The organism is Oceaniovalibus guishaninsula JLT2003, assembly GCF_000299575.1.
In the GTDB taxonomy this organism is placed as follows: domain Bacteria; phylum Pseudomonadota; class Alphaproteobacteria; order Rhodobacterales; family Rhodobacteraceae; genus Palleronia; species Palleronia guishaninsula.
The window spans coordinates 1-20886 of sequence record NZ_AMGO01000007.1 but is presented as its reverse complement, the minus strand read 5'-3'; the positions used below and the strand labels follow the sequence as shown (position 1 = coordinate 20886).

Annotated in this window: 17 protein-coding genes and 1 tRNA gene; 8 read left to right on the top strand and 10 right to left on the bottom strand. The window is 63.1% G+C overall.

What is annotated here, in order from left to right; translation table 11 throughout:
* The first annotated feature begins 13 nt into the window (after positions 1–13).
* From OCGS_RS01755 to OCGS_RS01730, 6 genes are all read left to right on the top strand, one after another.
* Positions 14–1561: a phospholipase D family protein gene (locus OCGS_RS01755; RefSeq protein WP_007425495.1), complete on the top strand. Its 1548-nt coding sequence runs from the start codon at positions 14–16 to the stop codon at positions 1559–1561.
* 109 nt (positions 1562–1670) lie between these two features.
* Positions 1671–2738, top strand: coding sequence for an AI-2E family transporter (locus tag OCGS_RS01750; protein ID WP_052026104.1), 1068 nt, complete (start codon positions 1671–1673; stop codon positions 2736–2738).
* Between the two features lie 82 nt (positions 2739–2820).
* Positions 2821–3723 (top strand): metal ABC transporter substrate-binding protein, encoded by a 903-nt coding sequence (locus tag OCGS_RS01745; RefSeq protein WP_007425493.1) that lies wholly within the window; start codon positions 2821–2823, stop codon positions 3721–3723.
* The gene (locus tag OCGS_RS01740) at positions 3713–4663 is read left to right on the top strand and encodes a manganese/iron ABC transporter ATP-binding protein (protein WP_052026103.1); all 951 of its coding nucleotides are present in this window, start codon (positions 3713–3715) and stop codon (positions 4661–4663) included. Before OCGS_RS01745 ends, OCGS_RS01740 begins: the two co-directional genes overlap by 11 nt.
* On the top strand, positions 4660–5550 hold the full coding sequence (locus tag OCGS_RS01735) for a metal ABC transporter permease (RefSeq protein ID WP_007425491.1): 891 nt from the start codon (positions 4660–4662) through the stop codon (positions 5548–5550). The genes OCGS_RS01740 and OCGS_RS01735 overlap by 4 nt, the downstream gene beginning before the upstream one ends.
* Complete coding sequence (locus OCGS_RS01730) at positions 5547–6395, top strand: metal ABC transporter permease (protein WP_007425490.1); 849 nt, start codon at positions 5547–5549, stop codon at positions 6393–6395. The genes OCGS_RS01735 and OCGS_RS01730 overlap by 4 nt, the downstream gene beginning before the upstream one ends.
* A gap of 71 nt (positions 6396–6466) precedes the next feature.
* Here the strand turns inward: OCGS_RS01730 and rpoC are convergent, their stop codons facing one another.
* The 9 genes from rpoC to secE all read right to left on the bottom strand — a co-directional run bounded on the left by rpoC (position 6467) and on the right by secE (position 19644).
* Entirely contained in the window at positions 6467–10711 is a 4245-nt protein-coding gene (rpoC, locus tag OCGS_RS01725; protein WP_007425489.1) for a DNA-directed RNA polymerase subunit beta', read from the bottom strand.
* Between the two features lie 52 nt (positions 10712–10763).
* Complete coding sequence (rpoB, locus tag OCGS_RS01720; protein ID WP_007425488.1) at positions 10764–14909, bottom strand: DNA-directed RNA polymerase subunit beta; 4146 nt, start codon at positions 14907–14909, stop codon at positions 10764–10766.
* A 191-nt stretch (positions 14910–15100) separates the two neighbouring features.
* A complete protein-coding gene (locus tag OCGS_RS01715; RefSeq protein ID WP_007425487.1) occupies positions 15101–16195 on the bottom strand; it encodes a glycosyltransferase in 1095 nt (364 codons plus the stop codon).
* A gap of 82 nt (positions 16196–16277) precedes the next feature.
* Positions 16278–16658, bottom strand: a complete 381-nt coding sequence (gene rplL / locus OCGS_RS01710) for a 50S ribosomal protein L7/L12 (protein WP_007425486.1) — start codon at positions 16656–16658, stop codon at positions 16278–16280.
* A gap of 60 nt (positions 16659–16718) precedes the next feature.
* Complete coding sequence (gene rplJ, locus OCGS_RS01705) at positions 16719–17237, bottom strand: 50S ribosomal protein L10 (protein WP_040610309.1); 519 nt, start codon at positions 17235–17237, stop codon at positions 16719–16721.
* A gap of 291 nt (positions 17238–17528) precedes the next feature.
* Entirely contained in the window at positions 17529–18227 is a 699-nt protein-coding gene (rplA, locus tag OCGS_RS01700; RefSeq protein ID WP_007425484.1) for a 50S ribosomal protein L1, read from the bottom strand.
* Positions 18227–18652 carry a 50S ribosomal protein L11 gene (gene rplK / locus OCGS_RS01695; protein ID WP_007425483.1) on the bottom strand — a complete coding sequence of 142 codons (426 nt, stop codon included), beginning with the start codon at positions 18650–18652 and terminating at the stop codon, positions 18227–18229. The genes rplA and rplK overlap by 1 nt, the downstream gene beginning before the upstream one ends.
* A 95-nt stretch (positions 18653–18747) precedes the next feature.
* On the bottom strand, positions 18748–19281 hold the full coding sequence (gene nusG, locus OCGS_RS01690; protein ID WP_007425482.1) for a transcription termination/antitermination protein NusG: 534 nt from the start codon (positions 19279–19281) through the stop codon (positions 18748–18750).
* Positions 19282–19443: 162 nt separating this feature from the next.
* Entirely contained in the window at positions 19444–19644 is a 201-nt protein-coding gene (gene secE, locus OCGS_RS01685) for a preprotein translocase subunit SecE (protein ID WP_007425481.1), read from the bottom strand.
* 112 nt (positions 19645–19756) lie between these two features.
* On the opposite strand from secE, the gene OCGS_RS01680 reads away from it, so the two are divergent.
* Positions 19757–20110 (top strand): DUF3140 domain-containing protein, encoded by a 354-nt coding sequence (locus tag OCGS_RS01680; protein WP_007425480.1) that lies wholly within the window; start codon positions 19757–19759, stop codon positions 20108–20110.
* A gap of 7 nt (positions 20111–20117) precedes the next feature.
* On the opposite strand, the gene OCGS_RS01675 is transcribed toward OCGS_RS01680, so the two are convergent.
* Positions 20118–20193 (bottom strand) — tRNA-Trp (locus OCGS_RS01675).
* Positions 20194–20306: 113 nt separating this feature from the next.
* Here OCGS_RS01675 and OCGS_RS01670 point away from each other — a divergent pair.
* Positions 20307–20801: a ferritin-like domain-containing protein gene (locus OCGS_RS01670; RefSeq protein WP_007425479.1), complete on the top strand. Its 495-nt coding sequence runs from the start codon at positions 20307–20309 to the stop codon at positions 20799–20801.
* The last annotated feature ends 85 nt before the right edge of the window (positions 20802–20886 follow it).

Below are 20886 nucleotides of genomic sequence, written 5' to 3'. Positions count from 1 at the left end.
CAGCGGGGGCCGTATGCTGATCGTGCTGAAATACCTGGGTCTGGCGGTCGTCCTGATCGCGGTGGCGATCGTCGCCGCGCGCGCGGTGTTCGCCATCCCGCCCAACCGCGCGCTTGCCACCACCGCCCTGCCCGCCGCCCAGACCGGACCGCTGGCGGATGCGCTGCGGGAACGAACGGCACGCCACGAAGGCAAGACAGGCATCGCCCCCTTGCGAACCGGCGCCGATGCGTTCGCCGCCCGGATGGTCCTGGCCGATGTCGCGGTGAAATCCATCGACGCGCAATATTACATCTGGCACGACGATCTGACCGGGATGCTGCTGCTCGATGCCCTGAAACGTGCGGCGGATCGCGGGGTGCGAGTGCGGTTGCTGCTGGACGACAACGGCACGTCGGGCATGGACCGCCAGATCGTCGCGCTGGATGCGCATCCGATGGCCGAGGTGCGGATCTATAACCCCTTCAACCTGCGAGGGACGCTCAAGATGGCGTCCTTCGCCTTCGACTTCTTCCGGCTGAACCGCCGGATGCACAATAAGTCCTTCACGGTGGACGGGCATGTCACCGTCACCGGCGGCCGCAATGTGGGCGACGAATACTTCGATACCGGCCCTACGGCGCTTTATGTCGATCTGGATGTGCTGGCTGCGGGACGGGTGGTGCCGCAAGTCTCTGCCGATTTCGACCGCTACTGGAACAGCCCTTCCGTCCACCCTGCATCGCAGGTCGTTCCGCCGGCGGATACCACCGATGCCATCGGTGCGCGGCTGGCCGAACTCCGCGATGATCCGCAGATGGCGGAATATCGCGGCCTGCTAGGCGCGTCCCATATCGTGGAGGAACTGGTGCAGGGCGATCTGGGGATGGAATGGACCGATGTCAGGCTGTTCAGCGACGATCCGGCCAAGGGTCAGGGCGCCGTCCCGCGCGAGGATTTGCTGGCCGTGCGCCTGAAGGGTGCCGTGGGCGAGATCGAGCAGCGCTTCGATGCCGTCTCGGCCTATTTCGTGCCCACCAAGGCCGGCGTCGATGCCTTCACCCGGCTGGAACAGCGCGGCGCGCGGGTGCGGATCCTGACCAATTCGCTGGAAGCGACCGATGTGCTGCCTGTTCATGCGGGCTATTCCAAACGGCGCGAGGCGATGCTCGATGCGGGGGTCGAACTTTACGAGTTGCGTCGTCAGGCAGCATCCATCACCCCGCGCGACAAGGTTGGGCCGTTCGGATCGTCGGGGTCCAGCCTGCACGCCAAGACATTCGCCGTCGATGCCGAACGGATCTTCGTCGGATCGTTCAATTTCGACCCTCGATCCACCACCTTGAACACCGAAATGGGACTGCTGATCGAGAGCCCCGATCTGGCACGCGGCGCGCACGAGAGGTTCGACAGGGGCCTTGACGGCATGGCGTGGCGGGTCGAGCGGCTGGACGGCAAGCTGATCTGGACCGACCCCTCGGACCCCGGCGCGGCCCCGCTGACGTCGGAACCCGGCGGCAGTCCGTTGCGCAATGCAGCGATCACGGTCATCGGCTGGCTGCCAGTGGAATGGTTGCTCTGACCGGAACCCAACGGCATCCCTCGGGTGTTCGGCTTGGCAAGCAAGTCAGGGACGCCCCGATGACCGTCAGAAGAAACGCAAAGCCGGACCCCATTCGATGCACGACGGAATGAGGGGCACAGGCCCCGCGCGCCGCACGCCCTTCGTCTATCCGGCGGCGGTGCGAAGCGCGATCATGGTGATCGCGATTGTCGTTCTGGCGATGGCATTCTGGAAACTTTCCTTCGTTGCCCTGCTGGCATTCGCCGGCGTATTGATTGCGGTTCTGCTGCGCCACGCGGCCAACGCCCTTGCACGCCACACGCCGTTGTCTCCGACAGTCGGCGTGATCGCGGTCGTGCTGACTGTCATCGCGGTGATCGTCGCCTTCTTCATGACGCTGGGACCGCGTATCGCGTCCGAGATGGGTCAGATCGCGCAGATCCTGCCCGAAACAATCCGCGACATCGAAAGCATGTTGCAGAACCAGTCCTGGGGCGACTTCGTGCTGCGGCAGTTGCCGGATCCCAGGGACGGCACGGACTGGAACGTCTTCGGCGCGATCGGCGGAACGCTATCGACGGTCATCAGCGCGGCCACCAACATCGTCGTCCTGGTTTCGGTGGCTGTCTTTCTTGCCGTCAATCCGGGGCTCTATCGGCGCGGCGTGCTGCACCTGGTGCCAAGACAGCACCGCGACAGGGCGGGCGAAGTGCTGGATGCGCTGGGGCAGAACCTGTGGTTCTGGCTGCTGGGGCAGATGGTGGACATGGCCTTCGTCGCGGTCCTGACCGGGCTTGGCCTATGGCTGATCGGGGTGCCGCTGGCGGTGACGCTGGGGCTGATCGCGGGCATCACGAACTTCATCCCGTATGTCGGCCCATTCATTTCGGCCGTCCCGGCAATCCTGATCGCCTTTGCGAACGAACCTTCAGACGCGATCTGGACGGCGGTGGTCTTCATCGCGGTGCAGCAACTGGAAGGCAACGTGCTGATGCCGCTCATCCAGAAGCGCGCCGTCTCGCTTCCCCCGGCGCTCAGCGTCCTTGCGATCCTTGCCTTCGGGGTGATGTTCGGCTTCATCGGGCTGCTGATCGCCACGCCGCTGATGCTGTCGGTGATGGTGCTGGTGCAGATGCTTTACGTTCAGGATGTGCTGGAGGATGACGAGGTAAGCCCGAAGGTCGACAGCTCGTAACCGGGGCCGATCGCTTGACACTTGCGACTGCTTCGCATTCACACTAGGTCGGTCGGCAGAGCGGGAGTTTCCGGTGGACAGAATGAAACCAGTTCGTCTATCGGCATTCGTCGCCCTTGCCGCCGTTCTGGCCACAGCCGCCGCCGCTCGGGAGGCCGAGCCGTTCAAGGTCGTCACGACCTTCACCATTCTTCGGGACATGGCCCAGGCCGTCGCCGGCGACGCGGCAGAGGTTGTGTCGATTACCAAACCCGGTGCCGAGATCCACGGCTATGAACCGACGCCGCAGGATATCGTCGGCGCATCCGATGCCGATCTGATCCTGTATAACGGCTTAAATCTGGAACGCTGGTTCGAGCAGTTCATCGCCAATCTCGGCGACATGCCGTCCGCGATCCTGACGGACGGGATCGACCCCATCTCGATTGCGGAAGGCGAATACGAAGGGGCGCCCAATCCGCATGGCTGGATGGGGCTAGACAATGCGCTGGTCTATGTGGACAACATCCGCGACGCCCTGTCGGAGCATGACCCAAGCAACGCGGATGCCTATGCGGCCAACGCGGAAACCTACAAGCAGCGCATCCGCGACACGGTCGGCCCGTTGCGCGACCGGATCAGGGCACTGCCGGAGGACCGGCGCTGGCTGGTGAGTTGCGAGGGGGCGTTCAGCTATCTGGCGCGGGATTTCGGGCTGAAGGAAGCGTATCTCTGGCCCATCAATGCGGACCAGACCGGCACGCCGCAGCAGGTGCGCGCTGTCATCGACACGGTCCGCGACAACGACATCCCCGCCGTCTTCTGCGAATCCACGGTCAATCAGGCCCCCGCCAAGCAGGTCGCGCGCGAGACGGGCGCCGAATATGGCGGCATGCTTTATGTCGACAGCCTCAGCGATGCGGACGGACCCGTGCCCACCTATCTCGACCTGTTGCGCGTCGATGCGCAGACCATCGCCGACGCGCTGGCCCCCGATGGCGACTGACGTGCAACAGGCCCCGGACGCCGAAGGCAGCGGGATCCGGGCATGCGGCGTGACCGTGACCTATCGCAACGGGCATACCGCGTTGCACGATGCCAGCTTCGCCATTCCGCGCGGCACGATCACGGCGCTTGTCGGAGTGAACGGATCGGGCAAGTCGACGCTGTTCAAGGCGATCATGGGCTTCGTCCCCGCCGCGCAGGGCGAGATTTCGCTGCTGGGCATGACCGTCAAGCAAGCGCTGGCCGCGAACCTCGTCGCCTATGTTCCGCAGGCCGAGGAAGTGGACTGGGCCTTTCCGGTGCTGGTCGAGGACGTGGTGATGATGGGCCGCTACGGGCATATGGGCTTCCTGCGCCGTGCCCGACAGGCCGACCGCGATGCTGTGAACGAGGCGCTGAGGCGCGTCGGCATGCAGGATTTCCGTCACCGCCAGATTGGCGAGTTGTCGGGCGGGCAGCGCAAGCGCGTCTTTCTGGCGCGCAGTCTGGCACAGGACGGTCAGGTCATCCTGCTGGACGAACCCTTCACCGGCGTCGACGTGAAGACCGAAGAACAGATCATCGGGCTGCTGCGCGAATTGCGGGACGAAGGCCGCGTGATGCTGGTTTCGACCCACAATCTGGGATCGGTCCCCGAATTCTGCGACCGGACGATCCTGATCAAGGGCACGGTGCTCACGCATGGCCCGACAGCCGCCATCTTCACCCGCGACAACCTGGAGCGGGCCTTTGGGGGTGTGCTGCGGCATTTCACGCTGGGCGGCGCGGATCTGCATGACGACGACGACCCGCGCGAAGTGCGTATCATCACCGACGACGAGCGGCCCTTCGTGCATTACGGCGAAAAGAGATCGCCCCGGCCGGCGGTCGACCGCGTTCTGCGCGAAACCGGGAACGAAGCCGCACCGGACAGAGACACGGACAGCACGGGCGGAACATGATCGATCTGCTGACCGAACCCTTCACCTATAGCTATATGTTCAACGCGATGTGGGTGTCGGCGCTTGTGGGCGGCGTCTGCGCGTTCCTGTCGTGCTATCTGATGCTGAAAGGCTGGTCGTTGATCGGCGATGCGCTTTCCCACTCGGTCGTGCCGGGCGTCGCGGGGGCCTATATTCTCGGACTTCCCTTTGCCTTGGGCGCCTTTGTCGCCGGGGGCCTTGCGGCGGGGTCGATGCTGTTCCTGTCGGGGCGGTCGGGACTAAAGATCGACGTCATCATCGGCATCATCTTCACCGCATTCTTCGGACTGGGGCTGTTCATGGTGTCACTGTCGCCGATGTCGGTCAGCATCCAGACGATCATCATGGGCAACATCCTGGCGATCACACCGGGCGACACCCTGCAACTGGCGATCATCGGCTTCGTCAGCCTGGGGGTGCTGCTGACGAAATGGCGCGATCTGACGGTTGTCTTCTTCGACGAAAACCATGCCCGCACCATCGGCCTGCGCCCCGACGTGCTGAAGGCGATGTTCTTCATCCTGCTGTCGGCGGCTATCGTCGCGGCGATGATGACGGTCGGCGCGTTTCTGGTGATCGCGCTGGTGGTCACGCCGGGGGCTACCGCCTATCTGCTTTGCGACCGCTTTCCGCGGCTGATCGTGGTCTCTGTCCTGATCGGAACGATCACCAGCTTTCTGGGGGCCTATGCCAGTTATTTCCTCGACGGGGCGACGGGGGGCATCATCGTCACGCTTCAGACGCTGATTTTCCTGGTGGCGGTGGTGCTGGCGCCGAAGCACGGAATGCTGGCCGCACGGCGCCGGGCCCAGCGAGTGCTGGCGACACCCGGAACCGAACCGGCAGCGAGGGATCTGCGGCCGTGATCGACACACTGCTGCTGCCCTTCCAGTTTCCGTTCATGCAGAACGCCTTCTGGATCTGCCTGCTGGTCGCGCCGCCGACCGCGCTGCTGTCGTGCTATATGGTTTTGAAAGGCTGGGCGCTGATGGGCGATGCGGTTAGCCATGCGACGCTGCCGGGCATCGTGCTGGCCTGGATGTTGGGACTGCCGTTGATCGTCGGCGCGTTCGCGGCGGGGATGACCTGCGCGCTGGCGACGGGATTTCTGTCGCGCAACAGCCGGGTCAAGCAGGACACGGTCATGGGCGTGGTCTTTTCGGGCATGTTCGGCGTGGGCATCGTCCTTTACACCTCGATCACGACGAACGAGCATCTGGACCATGTCCTGTTCGGCAACATGCTGGGGGTCGGGGCCCGCGACTTGTGGACGTCGGGGCTGATCGGGGCGGTCGTTTCGTTGATGCTGGTGCTGAAGTGGCGCGACCTGTTGCTGCATGCCTTCGATCCGGCGCAGGCGCAGGCATCGGGTCTGCATGTCGGGCTGCTGCATTACGGACTGCTCGGCGCGCTGTCGCTAACCATCGTTTCCACCCTGTCCTCGACCGGGCTGATCCTTGCCGTGGCGCTGCTGGTGACGCCTGGCGCCATCGCCTTCCTGACAGTGCGCAGCTTTGGCTGGATGCTGGTGGTGTCGGTGGCGGTCTGTCTTGGCGGGATGCTGGCGGGAACCTATGCCAGCTTTTTCATCGACAGCGCGCCGGCAGCAACGATCGTTCTGGTGCTGACCGCGATCTTCATCGCCGCCTTCCTACGCCGTCTGGCGATCACGCATCGCACATCGCGGACCGCCGCACGCGGCAGCGTATGAACCGCAGCCGTCTGGCCTGACGAAAAAGGCCCCCGCATCGCGGGGGCCTTTCGGTTTCAGTGCATCGGCGCCTATTCGTCGCGGCTTTCGGGCAGGTCGGCCATGCTGTCGGCGAACACGTCGTCTGCGTTCAGCGACTCCTCCGCTGGCGCGGCGAGTGCGGCCGCCGCCTGCGCTTCTTCCTGCGCGGCCTTGAGCACCTTCAAGTCACGCTCGGCGGCGATACGGCGGACCTTCTGGGTCGCGCCGCCGGTGCCGGCGGGGATCAGGCGCCCGACGATGACGTTTTCCTTCAGACCGACCAACTTGTCGCGTTTGCCCTGAACCGACGCTTCGGTCAGCACCCGCGTCGTTTCCTGGAAGGACGCGGCCGAGATGAAGCTGCGGGTTTGCAGCGACGCCTTGGTGATGCCCAGCAGGATCGGTTCGCCCGTCGCGGGACGGCCGCCCTTCTTCAGCGCCTTCTCGTTGGCCTCGTCGAACTCGGCCTTGTCGACATGCTCGCCCTTCAGCAGCGTGGTCTCGCCGCTGTCCTGGATCTCCCATTTCTGGAGCATCTGGCGGACGATCACCTCGATATGCTTGTCGTTGATCTTGACGCCTTGCAGGCGATAGACGTCCTGCACCTCGTCGATCATGTAATCGGCAAGCGCCTCGACCCCCAGAATGGCAAGGATGTCGTGCGGCGCCGGGTTGCCGTCCATCAGGTAATCGCCCTTCTGGATGAAGTCGCCTTCCTGCACCGGAATATGCTTGCCCTTGGGCACCATATACTCGATGGGCTCCAGGCTTTCGTCGGCAGGCACGATCGAGATCCGGCGCTTGTTCTTGTAGTCGCGCCCAAACTTCACGTAACCATCCGCCTCGGCGATGATGGCGTGATCCTTGGGACGGCGGGCCTCGAACAGTTCGGCCACACGCGGCAGACCGCCGGTAATGTCCTTCGTCTTGGCCCCCTCGCGCGGGATGCGCGCAACCACGTCGCCGGCTTTCACCTCGGCACCTTCTTCAAGCGACAGGATCGCGTCGACCGACATCGGATAGGTCACGGGGTTGCCCTGATCGTTACGCACCGGTTCGCCATCCTGATCGACGATCAGGATTTCGGGCTTGAGATCCCCCCCCTTGGGCGCAGACCGCCAGTCGCTGACGATCTTCTGCGTCATGCCGGTGGCATCGTCCGTCTCGTCCCGCACCGAGATGCCGGTGATAAGATCGACGAACCGCGCCGTGCCGGCCTTTTCGGCGATGATCGGCAACGTGTAGGGATCCCATTCGAACAGGCGATCCCCCCGCTTGACCTCGGCCCCGTCGGCAACGTGGACCGTGGTGCCATAGCCCAGCTTGAAGCTGGCGCGCTCGACTCCGTTCTTGTCGATGATGGCCAGCGACATGTTGCGCCCCATGACGACGGCAAGTCCCGCATCGTTCACCAGCAATTGGGCGTTGCGGTATTCGGCGCGGCCCTCCTGCCCGGCTTCCTGGAAGGATTGCTGGCCGCCCTGCGCCACGCCGCCGATGTGGAAGGTCCGCATCGTCAACTGGGTGCCGGGTTCGCCGATGGATTGCGCGGCGATGATACCTACCGCCTCGCCCTGGTTGACCATCGTGCCGCGGGCCAGATCGCGCCCGTAGCACATGGCGCAGACGCCTTCTTCGGCCTCGCAGGTCAGCGGGCTGCGGATCCGCGCCGAAGCCAGGCCCGACGTTTCGACGATGTCGGCCTTGCGCTCGTCGATCAGCTCGCCTTGGGCGACCATCACCTCGTCGGTGCCCGGACGCACCAGATCCTCGGCCGCGACGCGGCCCAGCACACGCTCGCCCAGCGACGACACGATTTCACCGTCGTTGGTCGCGGCCTTGGCGGTCACGGCGCGTTCGGTGCCGCAATCGACCATGCGGACGATGCAATCCTGCGCCACGTCCACCAGACGTCGCGTCAGATAACCCGAGTTCGCGGTCTTGAGCGCGGTATCGGACAGCCCCTTGCGCGCGCCATGGGTAGAGTTGAAGTATTCAAGAACGGTCAGACCTTCCTTGAAGTTCGAGATGATCGGCGTCTCGATGATCTCGCCCGAGGGCTTGGCCATCAGGCCGCGCATGCCGCCCAGCTGCTTCATCTGGGTCACGGATCCCCGCGCCCCCGAATGGGCCATCATGTAGACGCTGTTCGGTTCGTTCTCGGCACCGTCGGTCTGGCCGGGCTGCGAGATGGTGGACATCATCGCCTCGGTGACCTTGTCGTTGCACTTGGACCAGGCATCGACCACCTTGTTGTACTTTTCGCCCTGGGTGATCAGGCCGTCCATGTACTGCTGCTCGAAATCCTTCACCTGTTCGCGCGTCTGCTCGACGATCGGCCACTTGGTGTCGGGCACGACCATATCGTCCTTGCCAAAACTGATGCCGGCACGGAACGCTTCACGGAAACCGATGGTCATGATCTGATCGCAGAAAATGACGCTCTCTTTCTGGCCGCAATAACGGTAGACGGTGTCGATCACCTGCTGCACTTCCTTCTTGCGCAACAGGCGGTTGACCAGATCGAACGGCGCCTTGGCGTTCATCGGCAGAAGCGCGCCAAGCCGCACGCGACCCGGCGTCGTCTCGAACCGCTTGATGACCTCGTTTCCCTCGTCGTCGATCTGCGGCAGGCGCGCCTGGATCCTGGCGTGCAGATGCACCTCGCCCGCGTCGAGGGCATGCTGCACCTCGTCCACGTTCGAGAAGATCATCCCCTCGCCCTTCATGCCGTCGCGCTGCATCGAGGTATAGTAAAGCCCAAGCACCATGTCCTGCGACGGCACGATGATCGGCGCGCCGTTCGCGGGCGACAGCACGTTGTTCGTGGACATCATCAGAACGCGGCATTCCAGCTGCGCCTCGAGGCTGAGCGGCACGTGAACGGCCATCTGGTCGCCGTCGAAATCGGCGTTGAAGGCCGAGCAGACCAGCGGATGAAGCTGGATCGCCTTGCCTTCGATCAGCACCGGCTCGAACGCCTGGATGCCCAGACGGTGCAACGTCGGCGCGCGGTTCAGCATCACGGGATGCTCGCGGATCACCTCGTCCAGGATGTCCCAGACTTCGGGGCGTTCCTTTTCGACCAGTTTCTTGGCCTGTTTGACCGTGCTGGACAGCCCCTTCGCTTCAAGCCGCGAATAGATGAACGGCTTGAACAGCTCCAGCGCCATCTTCTTGGGCAATCCGCACTGATGCAGCTTCAACTCGGGTCCGGTCACGATGACCGAACGACCCGAGAAGTCCACGCGTTTGCCCAGCAGGTTCTGCCGGAACCGGCCCTGCTTGCCCTTCAGCATGTCCGACAGCGATTTTAGCGGCCGCTTGTTTGCCCCGGTGATGACGCGGCCGCGGCGGCCGTTGTCGAACAGCGCATCGACGGATTCCTGCAACATCCGCTTCTCGTTGCGGATAATGATGTCGGGCGCGCGCAACTCGATCAGCCGCTTGAGGCGGTTGTTGCGGTTGATGACCCGGCGGTAAAGGTCGTTGAGATCCGATGTGGCGAACCGGCCGCCATCCAACGGCACCAGCGGGCGCAATTCAGGCGGGATGACCGGAACGACGGTCAACACCATCCATTCGGGCCGATTGCCGGATTCGATGAAGTTCTCGACGATCTTCAGCCGCTTGATGATCTTCTTCGGCTTCAGCTCGCCCGTGGCTTCCTTCAACTCCTCGCGCAGACGCTCGGCCTCGCCTTCGAGGTCGATCATCGAAAGCATCTCGCGGATGGCTTCGGCGCCGATATTGGCCGTGAACGCGTCCATGCCATAGGCATCCTGCGCGTCCATGAACTCTTCCTCGGTCAGCATCTGGCCGTAGGTCAGGTCGGTCAGCCCCGGCTCGATCACCACGTAGTTCTCGAAGTAGAGAACCCGTTCGAGATCGCGCAGGGTCATGTCCAGCATCAGGCCGATGCGGCTGGGAAGCGATTTCAGGAACCAGATATGCGCGCAGGGGGCGGCCAGTTCGATATGGCCCATACGCTCGCGCCGGACCTTTTGCAGCGTCACCTCGACGCCGCACTTCTCGCAGACGACGCCGCGATACTTCATGCGCTTGTATTTGCCGCACAGGCATTCGTAATCCTTGATCGGACCGAAGATGCGCGCGCAAAACAGGCCGTCACGCTCGGGCTTGAACGTGCGATAGTTGATGGTTTCGGGCTTCTTGATCTCACCGAAGGACCACGACAGGATCCGTTCGGGGCTGGCGAGGCTGATCTTGATCTCGTCGAACGTCTTGGGCGCCGCGACGGGCGAGAACGGGTTGTTCGTCAGTTCCTGGTTCATCTCTTGTCCTTAGAAAGGGGTGCCGAAGGAAGGGTGAGCGAGGCCGGTGGCCTCACTCGGCGTCCTCCTCCTCGGCATCCAGGAGTTCCATGTTCAGGCCGAGGCCGCGGACTTCCTTGACGAGCACGTTGAAGCTCTCGGGAACGCCCGCCTCGAAATTGTCCTCGCCCTTGACGATGCTCTCGTAGACCTTGGTACGTCCGGCCACGTCGTCCGACTTGACGGTCAGCATCTCCTGCAAGGTGTAGGCCGCGCCATAGGCTTCCAGGGCCCAGACCTCCATCTCGCCAAAGCGCTGGCCGCCGAACTGCGCCTTGCCGCCTAGGGGCTGCTGAGTGACCAGGCTGTAGGGTCCGGTCGAACGCGCGTGGATCTTGTCGTCGACAAGGTGATGCAGCTTCAGCAGGTACTTCATCCCCACCGTCACCTTGCGGCTGAACTTCTCGCCCGTGCGGCCGTCGAAAAGGTCCGACTGACCCGACGTGTCGAAGCCCGCGCGAACGAGCGAGTCGTTCACGTCCGCCTCTTTCGCCCCGTCGAAGACCGGCGTGGCGATCGGCACGCCGCGCACCACGTTCGTCGCGATCTCGACGGTGCGATCCTCGTCCATGTCGGCGATGCCCTCGTCATAGACGTCGTCGCCATAGGCGACACGCAGCGCTTCCTTGACCGGGGTCAGATCGCCGCTGCGGCGGAAATCCACCAGCGCTTCGTCGATCTTCAGGCCCAGACCGCGCGCGGCCCATCCCATGTGGGTTTCGAGGATCTGGCCGACATTCATCCGGCTGGGCACGCCCAGAGGGTTGAGGACGAAATCCACCGGCGTGCCGTCCGCGAGGAACGGCATGTCCTCCGTCGGGACCACCTTCGAAATGACGCCCTTGTTGCCGTGGCGGCCGGCCATCTTGTCGCCCGGTTGCAGCTTGCGCTTGACCGCGACGAACACCTTGACCATCTTCATCACGCCCGGCGGCAGGTCGTCGCCACGACGCACCTTTTCGACCTTGTCCTCGAACCGCGCGTCGAGCGTCCGCTTCTGGATCTCGTACTGCTCGTGCAGGGCTTCCATGATCTGGGCGTCCTGTTCTTCGCCCAGCGCAAGCTGCCACCACTGGCCGCGGCTCAGCTGATCGTCCAGCAGCGCCTCGGTGATCTGGGTGTTCGCCTTGACGCCCTTCGGCCCCTTCACCGCAGTCTTGCCCAGGATCAGGTCGCGCAGTCGCGCATAGATGTTGCGGTCCAAGATCGCCAGCTCGTCGTCGCGGTCCCGGCGCAGGCGGTCGATCTCCTCGCGCTCGATCTGAAGCGCGCGTTCGTCCTTCTCGACGCCGTGCCGGTTGAAGACGCGCACCTCGACCACCGTGCCGTAATCGCCGGGCGGAAGACGCAGGGACGTGTCGCGCACGTCGCTGGCTTTTTCGCCGAAGATGGCGCGCAGCAGCTTTTCCTCGGGGGTCATCGGGGATTCGCCCTTAGGGGTGATCTTGCCCACCAAAATGTCGGCCGGACCGACCTCGGCCCCGATATAGACGATGCCCGCCTCGTCGAGGTTGCGCAGCGCCTCCTCGCCGACATTGGGGATGTCGCGGGTGATCTCTTCCGGGCCCAGCTTGGTGTCGCGGGCGGCAACCTCGAACTCCTCGATATGGATCGAGGTAAAGACATCGTCGCGGGTGATCCGCTCGGAAATCAGGATCGAATCTTCATAGTTGTAACCGTTCCAGGGCATGAACGCGACGACCACGTTCTTGCCGAGGGCCAGCTCGCCCATGTCGGTGCTGGGACCGTCGGCGATCACGTCGCCCTTGGTCACGGCATCGCCCACCTTCACCAGCGGACGCTGGTTGATGCAGGTGTTCTGGTTGGATCGCTGGAACTTGCGCAGCCGGTAGATATCGACCCCGGCATCGCCCAGCTCGAGATCGGACGTTGCCCGCACGACGATCCGGGTGGCATCGACCTGATCGACGATCCCGCCACGGCGCGCCATGATCGCAGCGCCCGAATCGCGGGCGACGACTTCTTCGATGCCGGTGCCGACCAGCGGTGCCTCGGCCTGCAACAGCGGCACGGCCTGGCGCTGCATGTTCGACCCCATCAGCGCGCGGTTGGCGTCGTCGTTCTCCAGAAACGGAATCAACGATGCCGCGACCGAGACGAGCTGCTTTGGCGACACGTCGATCAGATCGACGCTTTCGTTGGGCGCCAGCGTGTAATCGCCGGCCTGCCGCGTGCTGACCAGATCGTTCACGAACCGGCCATCGGCATCGAGATTGGCGTTCGCCTGCGCAACGGTGTGGCGCATCTCCTCGGTGGCGGACATATAGTGCACTTCGTCCGTCACCTGCCCGTCCTTTACGACGCGATAGGGCGTTTCGATGAAGCCGTACTTGTTCACCCTTGCGAAAGTCGCAAGGCTGTTGATCAGGCCGATATTCGGGCCTTCCGGCGTTTCGATCGGGCACATGCGGCCGTAATGGGTCGGGTGCACGTCACGCACTTCGAAGCCCGCACGCTCGCGCGTCAGACCGCCCGGCCCAAGCGCCGACAGGCGCCGCTTGTGCGTCACTTCGGACAGCGGGTTGGTCTGGTCCATGAATTGCGACAGCTGGGACGATCCGAAAAACTCTCGCACCGCAGCGGCGGCCGGCTTGGCGTTGATCAGATCCTGCGGCATCACCGTGTCGATCTCGACCGACGACATGCGTTCCTTGATCGCCCGCTCCATCCGCAACAGACCGACGCGATACTGGTTCTCCATCAGCTCGCCGACCGACCGGACGCGACGGTTGCCCAGATGGTCGATATCGTCGATGTCGCCGCGCCCGTCGCGCAGGTCGACCAGCGCCTTGATGCAGGCGACGATGTCGTCGCGGTCGAGCGTGCGCTGCGTGTCGGGCTTGTCCAGGTCGAGGCGCATGTTCATCTTGACCCGGCCCACGGCGGACAGGTCATAGCGTTCCTTGTCGAAGAACAGCGTGTCGAACAGGTTGCTGGCGGCCTCGACCGTGGGCGGCTCGCCGGGACGCATGACGCGGTAAATGTCCATCAGCGCGGTGTCGCGGTTCAGGTTCTTGTCCGCGGCCATCGTGTTGCGGATGTAGGGGCCGACATTGATGTTGTCGATGTCGAGAACGGGGATGTCGGTGATGCCGGCATCCAGCAGATCCTTCAGCGTTCCGCCCGAAACCTCGCCGTCCTTGTCGGTCTCCCAGGTCAGCTCGTCCCCGGCTTCGACATAGATGGCGCCGGTTTCCTCGTCGATGATGTCGCGCGCGACATAGCGCCCGACGATCTGGTCGAAGGGCAGCAGCAGGTCGGTGACATTGCCCGCGTCGATCAGTTGCTTGACGGCCCGCGGCGTGACCTTCTTGCCGGCCTCGGCGATCACCTCGCCCGTGCCCGCATCGACCAGGTCATAGGTCGGACGGGTGCCGCGCACACGCTCGGGGAAGAAGCGCGTGACCCAGCCCTTGTTCTTTTCGAGCCTGAAGTCGACGGTGTTGTAATAGGCGTCCATGATCGCCTCCTGATCCAGCCCGAGGGCATAGAGCAGGGTCGTCACCGGCAGTTTCCGGCGGCGGTCGATCCGGCAGAACACCAGATCCTTGGCGTCGAACTCGAAGTCCAGCCACGAACCCCGATAGGGGATGATCCGGCAGGCGAACAGCAGTTTGCCCGACGAATGTGTCTTGCCTTTGTCGTGGTCGAAGAACACGCCCGGCGAACGGTGCATCTGGGACACGATCACCCGTTCGGTCCCGTTGACGACGAAGGTGCCGTTTGGCGTCATCAGGGGCATGTCGCCCATGAACACGTCCTGTTCCTTGATGTCCTTGACGGACTTGGCGCCGGTATCCTCGTCCACATCGAACACGATCAGGCGCAGCGTCACCTTCAGCGGCGCGGCATAGGTCATGTCGCGCTGCTGGCATTCCTCGACATCGTATTTCGGCTTCTCAAGCTCGTACGACTTGAACTCCAGCACGGCCGTCTCGTTGAAATCCTTGATCGGGAACACTGATTCGAAGACGCCGCGAATACCCTCGCCCTCGGCGGGGTCCGGCCCGTCGCCCGACCGCAGGAACAGGTCATAGCTGGATTTCTGAACCTCGATCAGGTTCGGCATTTCCAGAACTTCGCGAATTTTGCCGTAGTATTTGCGCAGCCGCTTCTGGCCGAGATACGAAGATGCCATTTGGAGTGTTGTCCTTCAGTCCTGTGCGGGGCTGCCGGCCGTTGGGTCGACGGCGGGCATCCCCTGTAGAGGTCGGATCGCATCCATCCGAGGGGCGCATCCCAGAACGCCCCGCCCGATGCGATCGCCGGACCTTGCGAAACGCATCCCGCGGATGCGCTTGGCAAGGTCGGTTCAAGCCATAGGTTGTCTCACGCGGAAATCGCTACCCTTTCGTCAATACGGTCCGCATCGAGCGATGCGTCGAGCTTGTGCCAGATGTCCAGCAATTGCCGATGCGATGCGTCCCTGTCATATCTTTGCGCCAGACTACGCGAGGCTGCCCGCCGCATCCGGTCCAGACGCGTCGGATCGACGCGATATTCCTTCACAACAGCCGCCACGGCGCGCGCGAACGACACGACATCGCCATCCTCGATCACGATCCCCGTCGTCTCGTCGAAATATTCGTTGCCACCGACGCCCGTATAACCGACCACGATACAACCTGCCAACATCGCTTCGGCCGGAGGAAGACCGAAACCTTCCCGTTCGGAAAACGACAGGTAGACGAGCGCATCCCGCATGACCAGATGCACCTCGTTCAAAGACATGTTCTCGATCTTCACAAACTCGACATCGCGCATCTCGGGCATGGCGCGCAACATCGTCGTGACGAAATCCACCTCCTGGCTGCGCCTCCGGGTCATATAGGCAATCTGCATCTTCTTTTCAGGGGTATAGGTCAATTCGGGCGAGGCGACCGGCAGGTGAAGTGCGGCACACCGCTCCGCAGGGACCAACGTCTGCGCAACATCGACGCAAACCTGGGATATGCAGACCAGCAATCTGGCACGGTCGAGGATTCGGTCGCCGCCCTGGTTGTCACGCAACCACGGACGCAGAAAACCGACGACGTTCTGCACCATCACCACGATTTCCATGTCGGGAAACGCAGCGGCATAGCGATCATAGGCGAAATCCGGCACGACGAGCACATCGCTCTGCCGTATCTTGGCCAAAGCGTTCGGCTTGAAACCCCGTGCCATGTTGCGGACCCGTGCCCGCTTCTGGGCGATCCCGCCGCGATAACGATACCACGGTTCGACCCGTCCGGGCAGATCAGGACTGTAGAAGGCCGGCCCATCGAAGGGGGCGAAAGGATAACGGTAATACCGGGACCGATACAGGGGCGCGACCCGATAGCCGCCGGCTTGAAGAACGGACATGAAATCGAAGAGGATGTTCAACCCTCCGTATACTTCCAGCGTCTCGACGATCGCGAAGTAGTATGTCCGATCGGTCAAGGTGCCCGCTCCGCCAGAAATGCAAGCGGGGCCGATGGACCGGCCCCGCGCAACCGCCCGCACCGCAGTGCGGAAGCGGCCCTTACTTCAGTTCGACTTCGGCCCCGGCCGCTTCGAGCTTGGACTTGATGTCTTCGGCTTCGGTCTTGGAGACCTGCTCCTTGACGGCCTTGCCGCCGGCCTCGACCAGATCCTTGGCTTCTTTCAGGCCAAGACCGGTGATGGCGCGGACTTCCTTGATGACGTTGATTTTCTGCGCACCGGCAGATTTCAGGATCACGTCGAACTCGGTCTGCTCCTCGGCGGCGGCACCGCCGGCATCGCCCGCGGGGCCCGCCATCATGACCGCGCCGCCGGCGGCGGGCTCGATGCCGTATTCGTCCTTGAGGATGGTTTTCAGTTCCTGCGCTTCGAGAAGGGTCAGACCCACGATCTCTTCGGCGAGTTTCTTCAGATCGGCCATTTTGGTTTCCAGTTCGTTAAGGTGTATTCCGACATCGCGATTGCGATTGGTCCACGGGGATCAGGCGGCTTCCGCCCTTTCCTCGATCGTCGAAAGGATGCTGGCGATGTTGCTGGCAGGCGCGCCGATGGCACCGGCGATGCTGCTGGCAGGCGCACCGATACACGCAACCACCGAAGCGATAAGCTCCTCGCGGCTGGGCAGCTGTGCGACGGCCTTCACACCGGCGACATCCAATGCCGTCTCGCCCATCGCGCCGCCGAGAATCTCGAATTTCGGATTCGACTTCGCGTATTCGTCCGCCACCTTGGCCGCAGCCACCGGGTCTTCGGAATAGGACAGGACAGTCATGCCCGTCAAAAGCTTGCCGATGCTTGCGCCCGGCTTGCCTTCAAGGGCGATCTTGGCGAGCTTGTTCTTGGCAACACGCACGGATCCACCTGCCGCACGCATGCGCGACCGCAGATCCTGCATCTCGACGACCGTGAGACCCGCGTAGTGTGCAACCACCACGACGCCAGAGCTTTCGAAGATCTGGCCGAGTTCCTCGACCACTTTCTCTTTCTGGGCTCTATCCACAGTTCACTCCAAGTTCTGGCGGGATACCCCGCCATTGAGAGGAAGATCCTCTCGGCTCATGCTCGGCCCCACGAACGGGCGCCGAAGTCCTTACTGAACGGGGAAAGACAAACGACCCAAGGAACCCTCAGGAAGATCCGGCTGTTTCCCGTCTATGGCAGGATATTGAGGTTCCGAAGAACCACCCGCCGTCTCGGACGAAAGACGGGGCACCGAATCCGGTCCCCCGCCGTGCGCTCTCTAGTATGACGCGCCGGGAATTGCAAACCCCGACACCTCTTTTCTTGCCGTTCAGTTGCCGGTGGCGCTGGCCACATCGACGGTCACGCCCGGCCCCATGGTCGAGGTCAGCGCGACCTGCCGCATGTAGGTGCCCTTGGCGCCCGTCGGTTTGGCGCGCCCCACGGCCTCGACGAAGGCGCGGATGTTCTCGACCAGCTTGGCTTCATCGAAGGATGCCTTGCCGATGCCTGCATGGATAACGCCGGCCTTCTCGGCCTTGAACTGCACCTGACCGCCCTTGGCGGCCTCGACCGCCTCGGCCACATCCATCGTCACCGTTCCGACCTTGGGGTTCGGCATCAGGTTGCGCGGACCCAGAATCTTGCCCAGACGCCCGACGATCGGCATCATGTCCGGCGTCGCGATGCAACGGTCGAAGTCGATCTTGCCGCCCTGGATCTGTTCCATCAGATCCTCGGCGCCCACGATGTCGGCCCCGGCCTTCTCGGCCTCCTCGGCCTTGGCGCCGCGCGCGAAGACCGCCACACGGACGGCCTTGCCGGTGCCGTTGGGCAGGTTCACCGTGCCACGAACCATCTGGTCCGCATGGCGCGGATCGACGCCCAGATTCATCGCAATCTCGACGGTTTCGTCGAACTTGGCACTGGCATTCGCCTTAACCAGCGCCACGGCTTCCTCGACCGTCAGGTTCGATTTCCCCTCGACGGCCTTGCGGGCGGCCTGCGCGCGTTTTCCCAGCTTTGCCATCACTTCACCTCGATACCCATGGACGCCGCGGATCCGACGATGATCTTCATCGCGCTCTCGACGTCGGTGGCGTTGAGATCCTTCATCTTCGCTTCGGCGATCTCGCGCACCTGCTTGAGCGACACGCTGCCGACATTGCTGCGGCCGGTGGTCTTGGACCCGGATGTCACCTTGGCGGCCTTTTTCAGGTAATAGGACGCCGGCGGCGTCTTGATGTCCATCGTGAAGGACTTGTCCTGATAATAGGTGATGACCACCGGGGTCGGCGCGCCGGTCTCCATCTCCTGCGTGCGGGCGTTGAACGCCTTGCAGAATTCCATGATGTTGATGCCGCGCTGACCCAGCGCCGGGCCGACGGGCGGCGAAGGATTGGCCTGCCCCGCCTTTACTTGCAGCTTGAGGCTGCCGATCTTCTTCTTGGCCATCTGGCCTTCTCCTTCTTCGCGGCGGATCGCTGTCCGCCCTACATGGGCCCCGAAGGGCTATGCCGTGGTTCGGGTCGCCCCTCCCACGTCGAACCTCAGATCTGCTTGGAAACCTGAGTGTATTCCAGCTCCACCGGGGTCGCCCGGCCGAAGATCGACACGCTGACCTTCAGACGCTGCGCGTCCTCGTCCACGTCTTCGACCATGCCGTCGAAACCTTCGAAGGGGCCGTCCGTCACCTTCACCTTCTCGCCGGTATCGAACGAGATCAGGGTGCGCGGCGCTTCCTCGCCCTCCTGAACGCGGCCGAGGATCTGTTGCACCTCGGCGTCTCGCATCGGCATGGGGCGGCCCTGCGGACCCAGGAAACCGGTCACGCGGTTGATCTGGCTGATCAGATGAAAGCCGCGATCGCTCATTTCCATATGCACCAGCACGTAACCGGGCATGAAACGACGTTCCGTCGTCACTTTCTTGCCGCGCCGGATCTCGATCACCTCCTCGGTCGGAACGAGAACCTCGTCGATCTCGTCCTCGAGTCCCTTCTCGGAAACCTCGGACCGGATCTGTTCGGCGATCTTCTTCTCGAAGTTCGACAGCACGCTTACCGAATACCACCGTTTGGCCATGTCTGCGCCTGTCCTTCGTCGAGTTTCTTGCAATCACGGCAGCGCGGGCTGCCTGCTTCGCGGACACGAGCGCGCATGCCGAATCGCCGCGCGCCCCGGTCCGAAAACCAGCGCCCTGTTATCGTCCGCCCCGCTCAATGGCAAGGGCCGCGGGGCACCCCGTCAGCCGAACATCGTCAGGATGAATTGCAGACCCTGCCGGATGATGAAATCGACCGCAAAGAAGAACACCGCCGTCAGGGTCGCCATGATGAACACCATCACGGTCGTCAGCAACACCTCGCGCCGGGTCGGCCAGACGACCTTGGCGATCTCGGCGCGGGTCTGCTGGATGAACTGAAGCGGATTGGTCCTGGTCGCCATGCGCGGTTCCTTCTCGGTCGGTTGCACCTACGCGTTGCGTCCGCCGGTTTCAAGCCGCAACACCGGAACCCGCAATCCACGACTGCCGTTTTCCGTGACGAGGGAGGATCCGATGTCATCGAAATCGCACGACGAAATCTGGGACGAATGGGGCGATCTGGTCAACATGGCCCCCAAGGAAATCGAGGACTGGCTGGAGACCGACGAGAGCAAGCAGGTCGGTCAGAAGGAGGGGTCAGGCGAATCGACGGGACACGCGTCAGGGCGGCGGATCGTGAAGATCAAGCGCACCAACAAGGCCGACCTGACCGACGATGACTGGGATCACATGGCCAAGGTCGTCGGCTACATCAAGCGACACTGTGCTCAGGGAGGCCCGGATGAGGATATGGCCAATTCCGACTGGCGCTATTCGCTGATGAACTGGGGGCACGATCCCGCCAAGGATGACGGCTGCGCGTCGTAATCGCGATTGGCAGGGGCTGAGGGACTCGAACCCACGACCCTCGGTTTTGGAGACCGATGCTCTACCAACTGAGCTAAACCCCTATGCCGATCCGGGGATTACTTGCTGGCAGGTTCAGGGTCAAGCGTCGCGCCGGAACTTCGATCCCCAGGGCACGTTGGCCAACGGATTTTCAACAGCCGCGAAGGAGACCGGTATGGCGATGAATTCGCTGAAGGACGTATATCTCGATCAGCTTCAGGACATGTATTCGGCGTGCAAGCAGTCGCTGGACGCGACCGGCAAACTTGCCAAGGCAGCCGACGACAAGGAGTTGGTCGAGGCGCTGAATGCCGGCGTGAACGGTATCAGCAAAGGGATGGATCAGCTTCAGAAGCTATGCGCGGATCACGGCATCGACCCGACGGGCGAGCATTGCAAGGGCATGGAAGGTCTGGTGCGCGAAGCCAAGGCCCATGCCCTCGACGCCGAATTCGGCAGCCCGGACGTGCGCGACGCGATGATCATCACCCAGTATCAGCGCATGGTTCACTATGCGATTGCGGGATACGGCTGTCTGGCGGCCTTCGCCAACAGGCTGGATCTGGACGGCGACGCGGCCATTCTTCAGGAAGCCCTGGAACAGAATTATGAAGGCGATCGCCATATGACCGCCATAGCCACGCAGACCGTCAACAAGCAGGCGGTCTGACCTTTTTCCGTGAAAACGGTCGAACAGGGGCGCCGGACATTCCGGCGCCCCTTGTCCTTCTCAGGCGAGGATCTTGCTGACGACA

Bases quoted from the DNA above. Each gene is read 5' to 3' on its own strand.
- OCGS_RS01755 (WP_007425495.1), top strand. From the start codon at position 14: ATGCTGATCGTGCTGAAATACCTGGGTCTGGCGGTCGTCCTGATCGCG.
- OCGS_RS01750 (WP_052026104.1), top strand. From the start codon at position 1,671: ATGAGGGGCACAGGCCCCGCGCGCCGCACGCCCTTCGTCTATCCGGCG.
- OCGS_RS01745 (WP_007425493.1), top strand. From the start codon at position 2,821: ATGAAACCAGTTCGTCTATCGGCATTCGTCGCCCTTGCCGCCGTTCTG.
- OCGS_RS01740 (WP_052026103.1), top strand. From the start codon at position 3,713: ATGGCGACTGACGTGCAACAGGCCCCGGACGCCGAAGGCAGCGGGATC.
- OCGS_RS01735 (WP_007425491.1), top strand. From the start codon at position 4,660: ATGATCGATCTGCTGACCGAACCCTTCACCTATAGCTATATGTTCAAC.
- rpoC (WP_007425489.1), bottom strand. From the start codon at position 10,711: ATGAACCAGGAACTGACGAACAACCCGTTCTCGCCCGTCGCGGCGCCC.
- rpoB (WP_007425488.1), bottom strand. From the start codon at position 14,909: ATGGCATCTTCGTATCTCGGCCAGAAGCGGCTGCGCAAATACTACGGC.
- rplL (WP_007425486.1), bottom strand. From the start codon at position 16,658: ATGGCCGATCTGAAGAAACTCGCCGAAGAGATCGTGGGTCTGACCCTT.
- rplA (WP_007425484.1), bottom strand. From the start codon at position 18,227: ATGGCAAAGCTGGGAAAACGCGCGCAGGCCGCCCGCAAGGCCGTCGAG.
- rplK (WP_007425483.1), bottom strand. From the start codon at position 18,652: ATGGCCAAGAAGAAGATCGGCAGCCTCAAGCTGCAAGTAAAGGCGGGG.
- nusG (WP_007425482.1), bottom strand. From the start codon at position 19,281: ATGGCCAAACGGTGGTATTCGGTAAGCGTGCTGTCGAACTTCGAGAAG.
- secE (WP_007425481.1), bottom strand. From the start codon at position 19,644: ATGGCGACCAGGACCAATCCGCTTCAGTTCATCCAGCAGACCCGCGCC.
- OCGS_RS01680 (WP_007425480.1), top strand. From the start codon at position 19,757: ATGTCATCGAAATCGCACGACGAAATCTGGGACGAATGGGGCGATCTG.
- OCGS_RS01670 (WP_007425479.1), top strand. From the start codon at position 20,307: ATGGCGATGAATTCGCTGAAGGACGTATATCTCGATCAGCTTCAGGAC.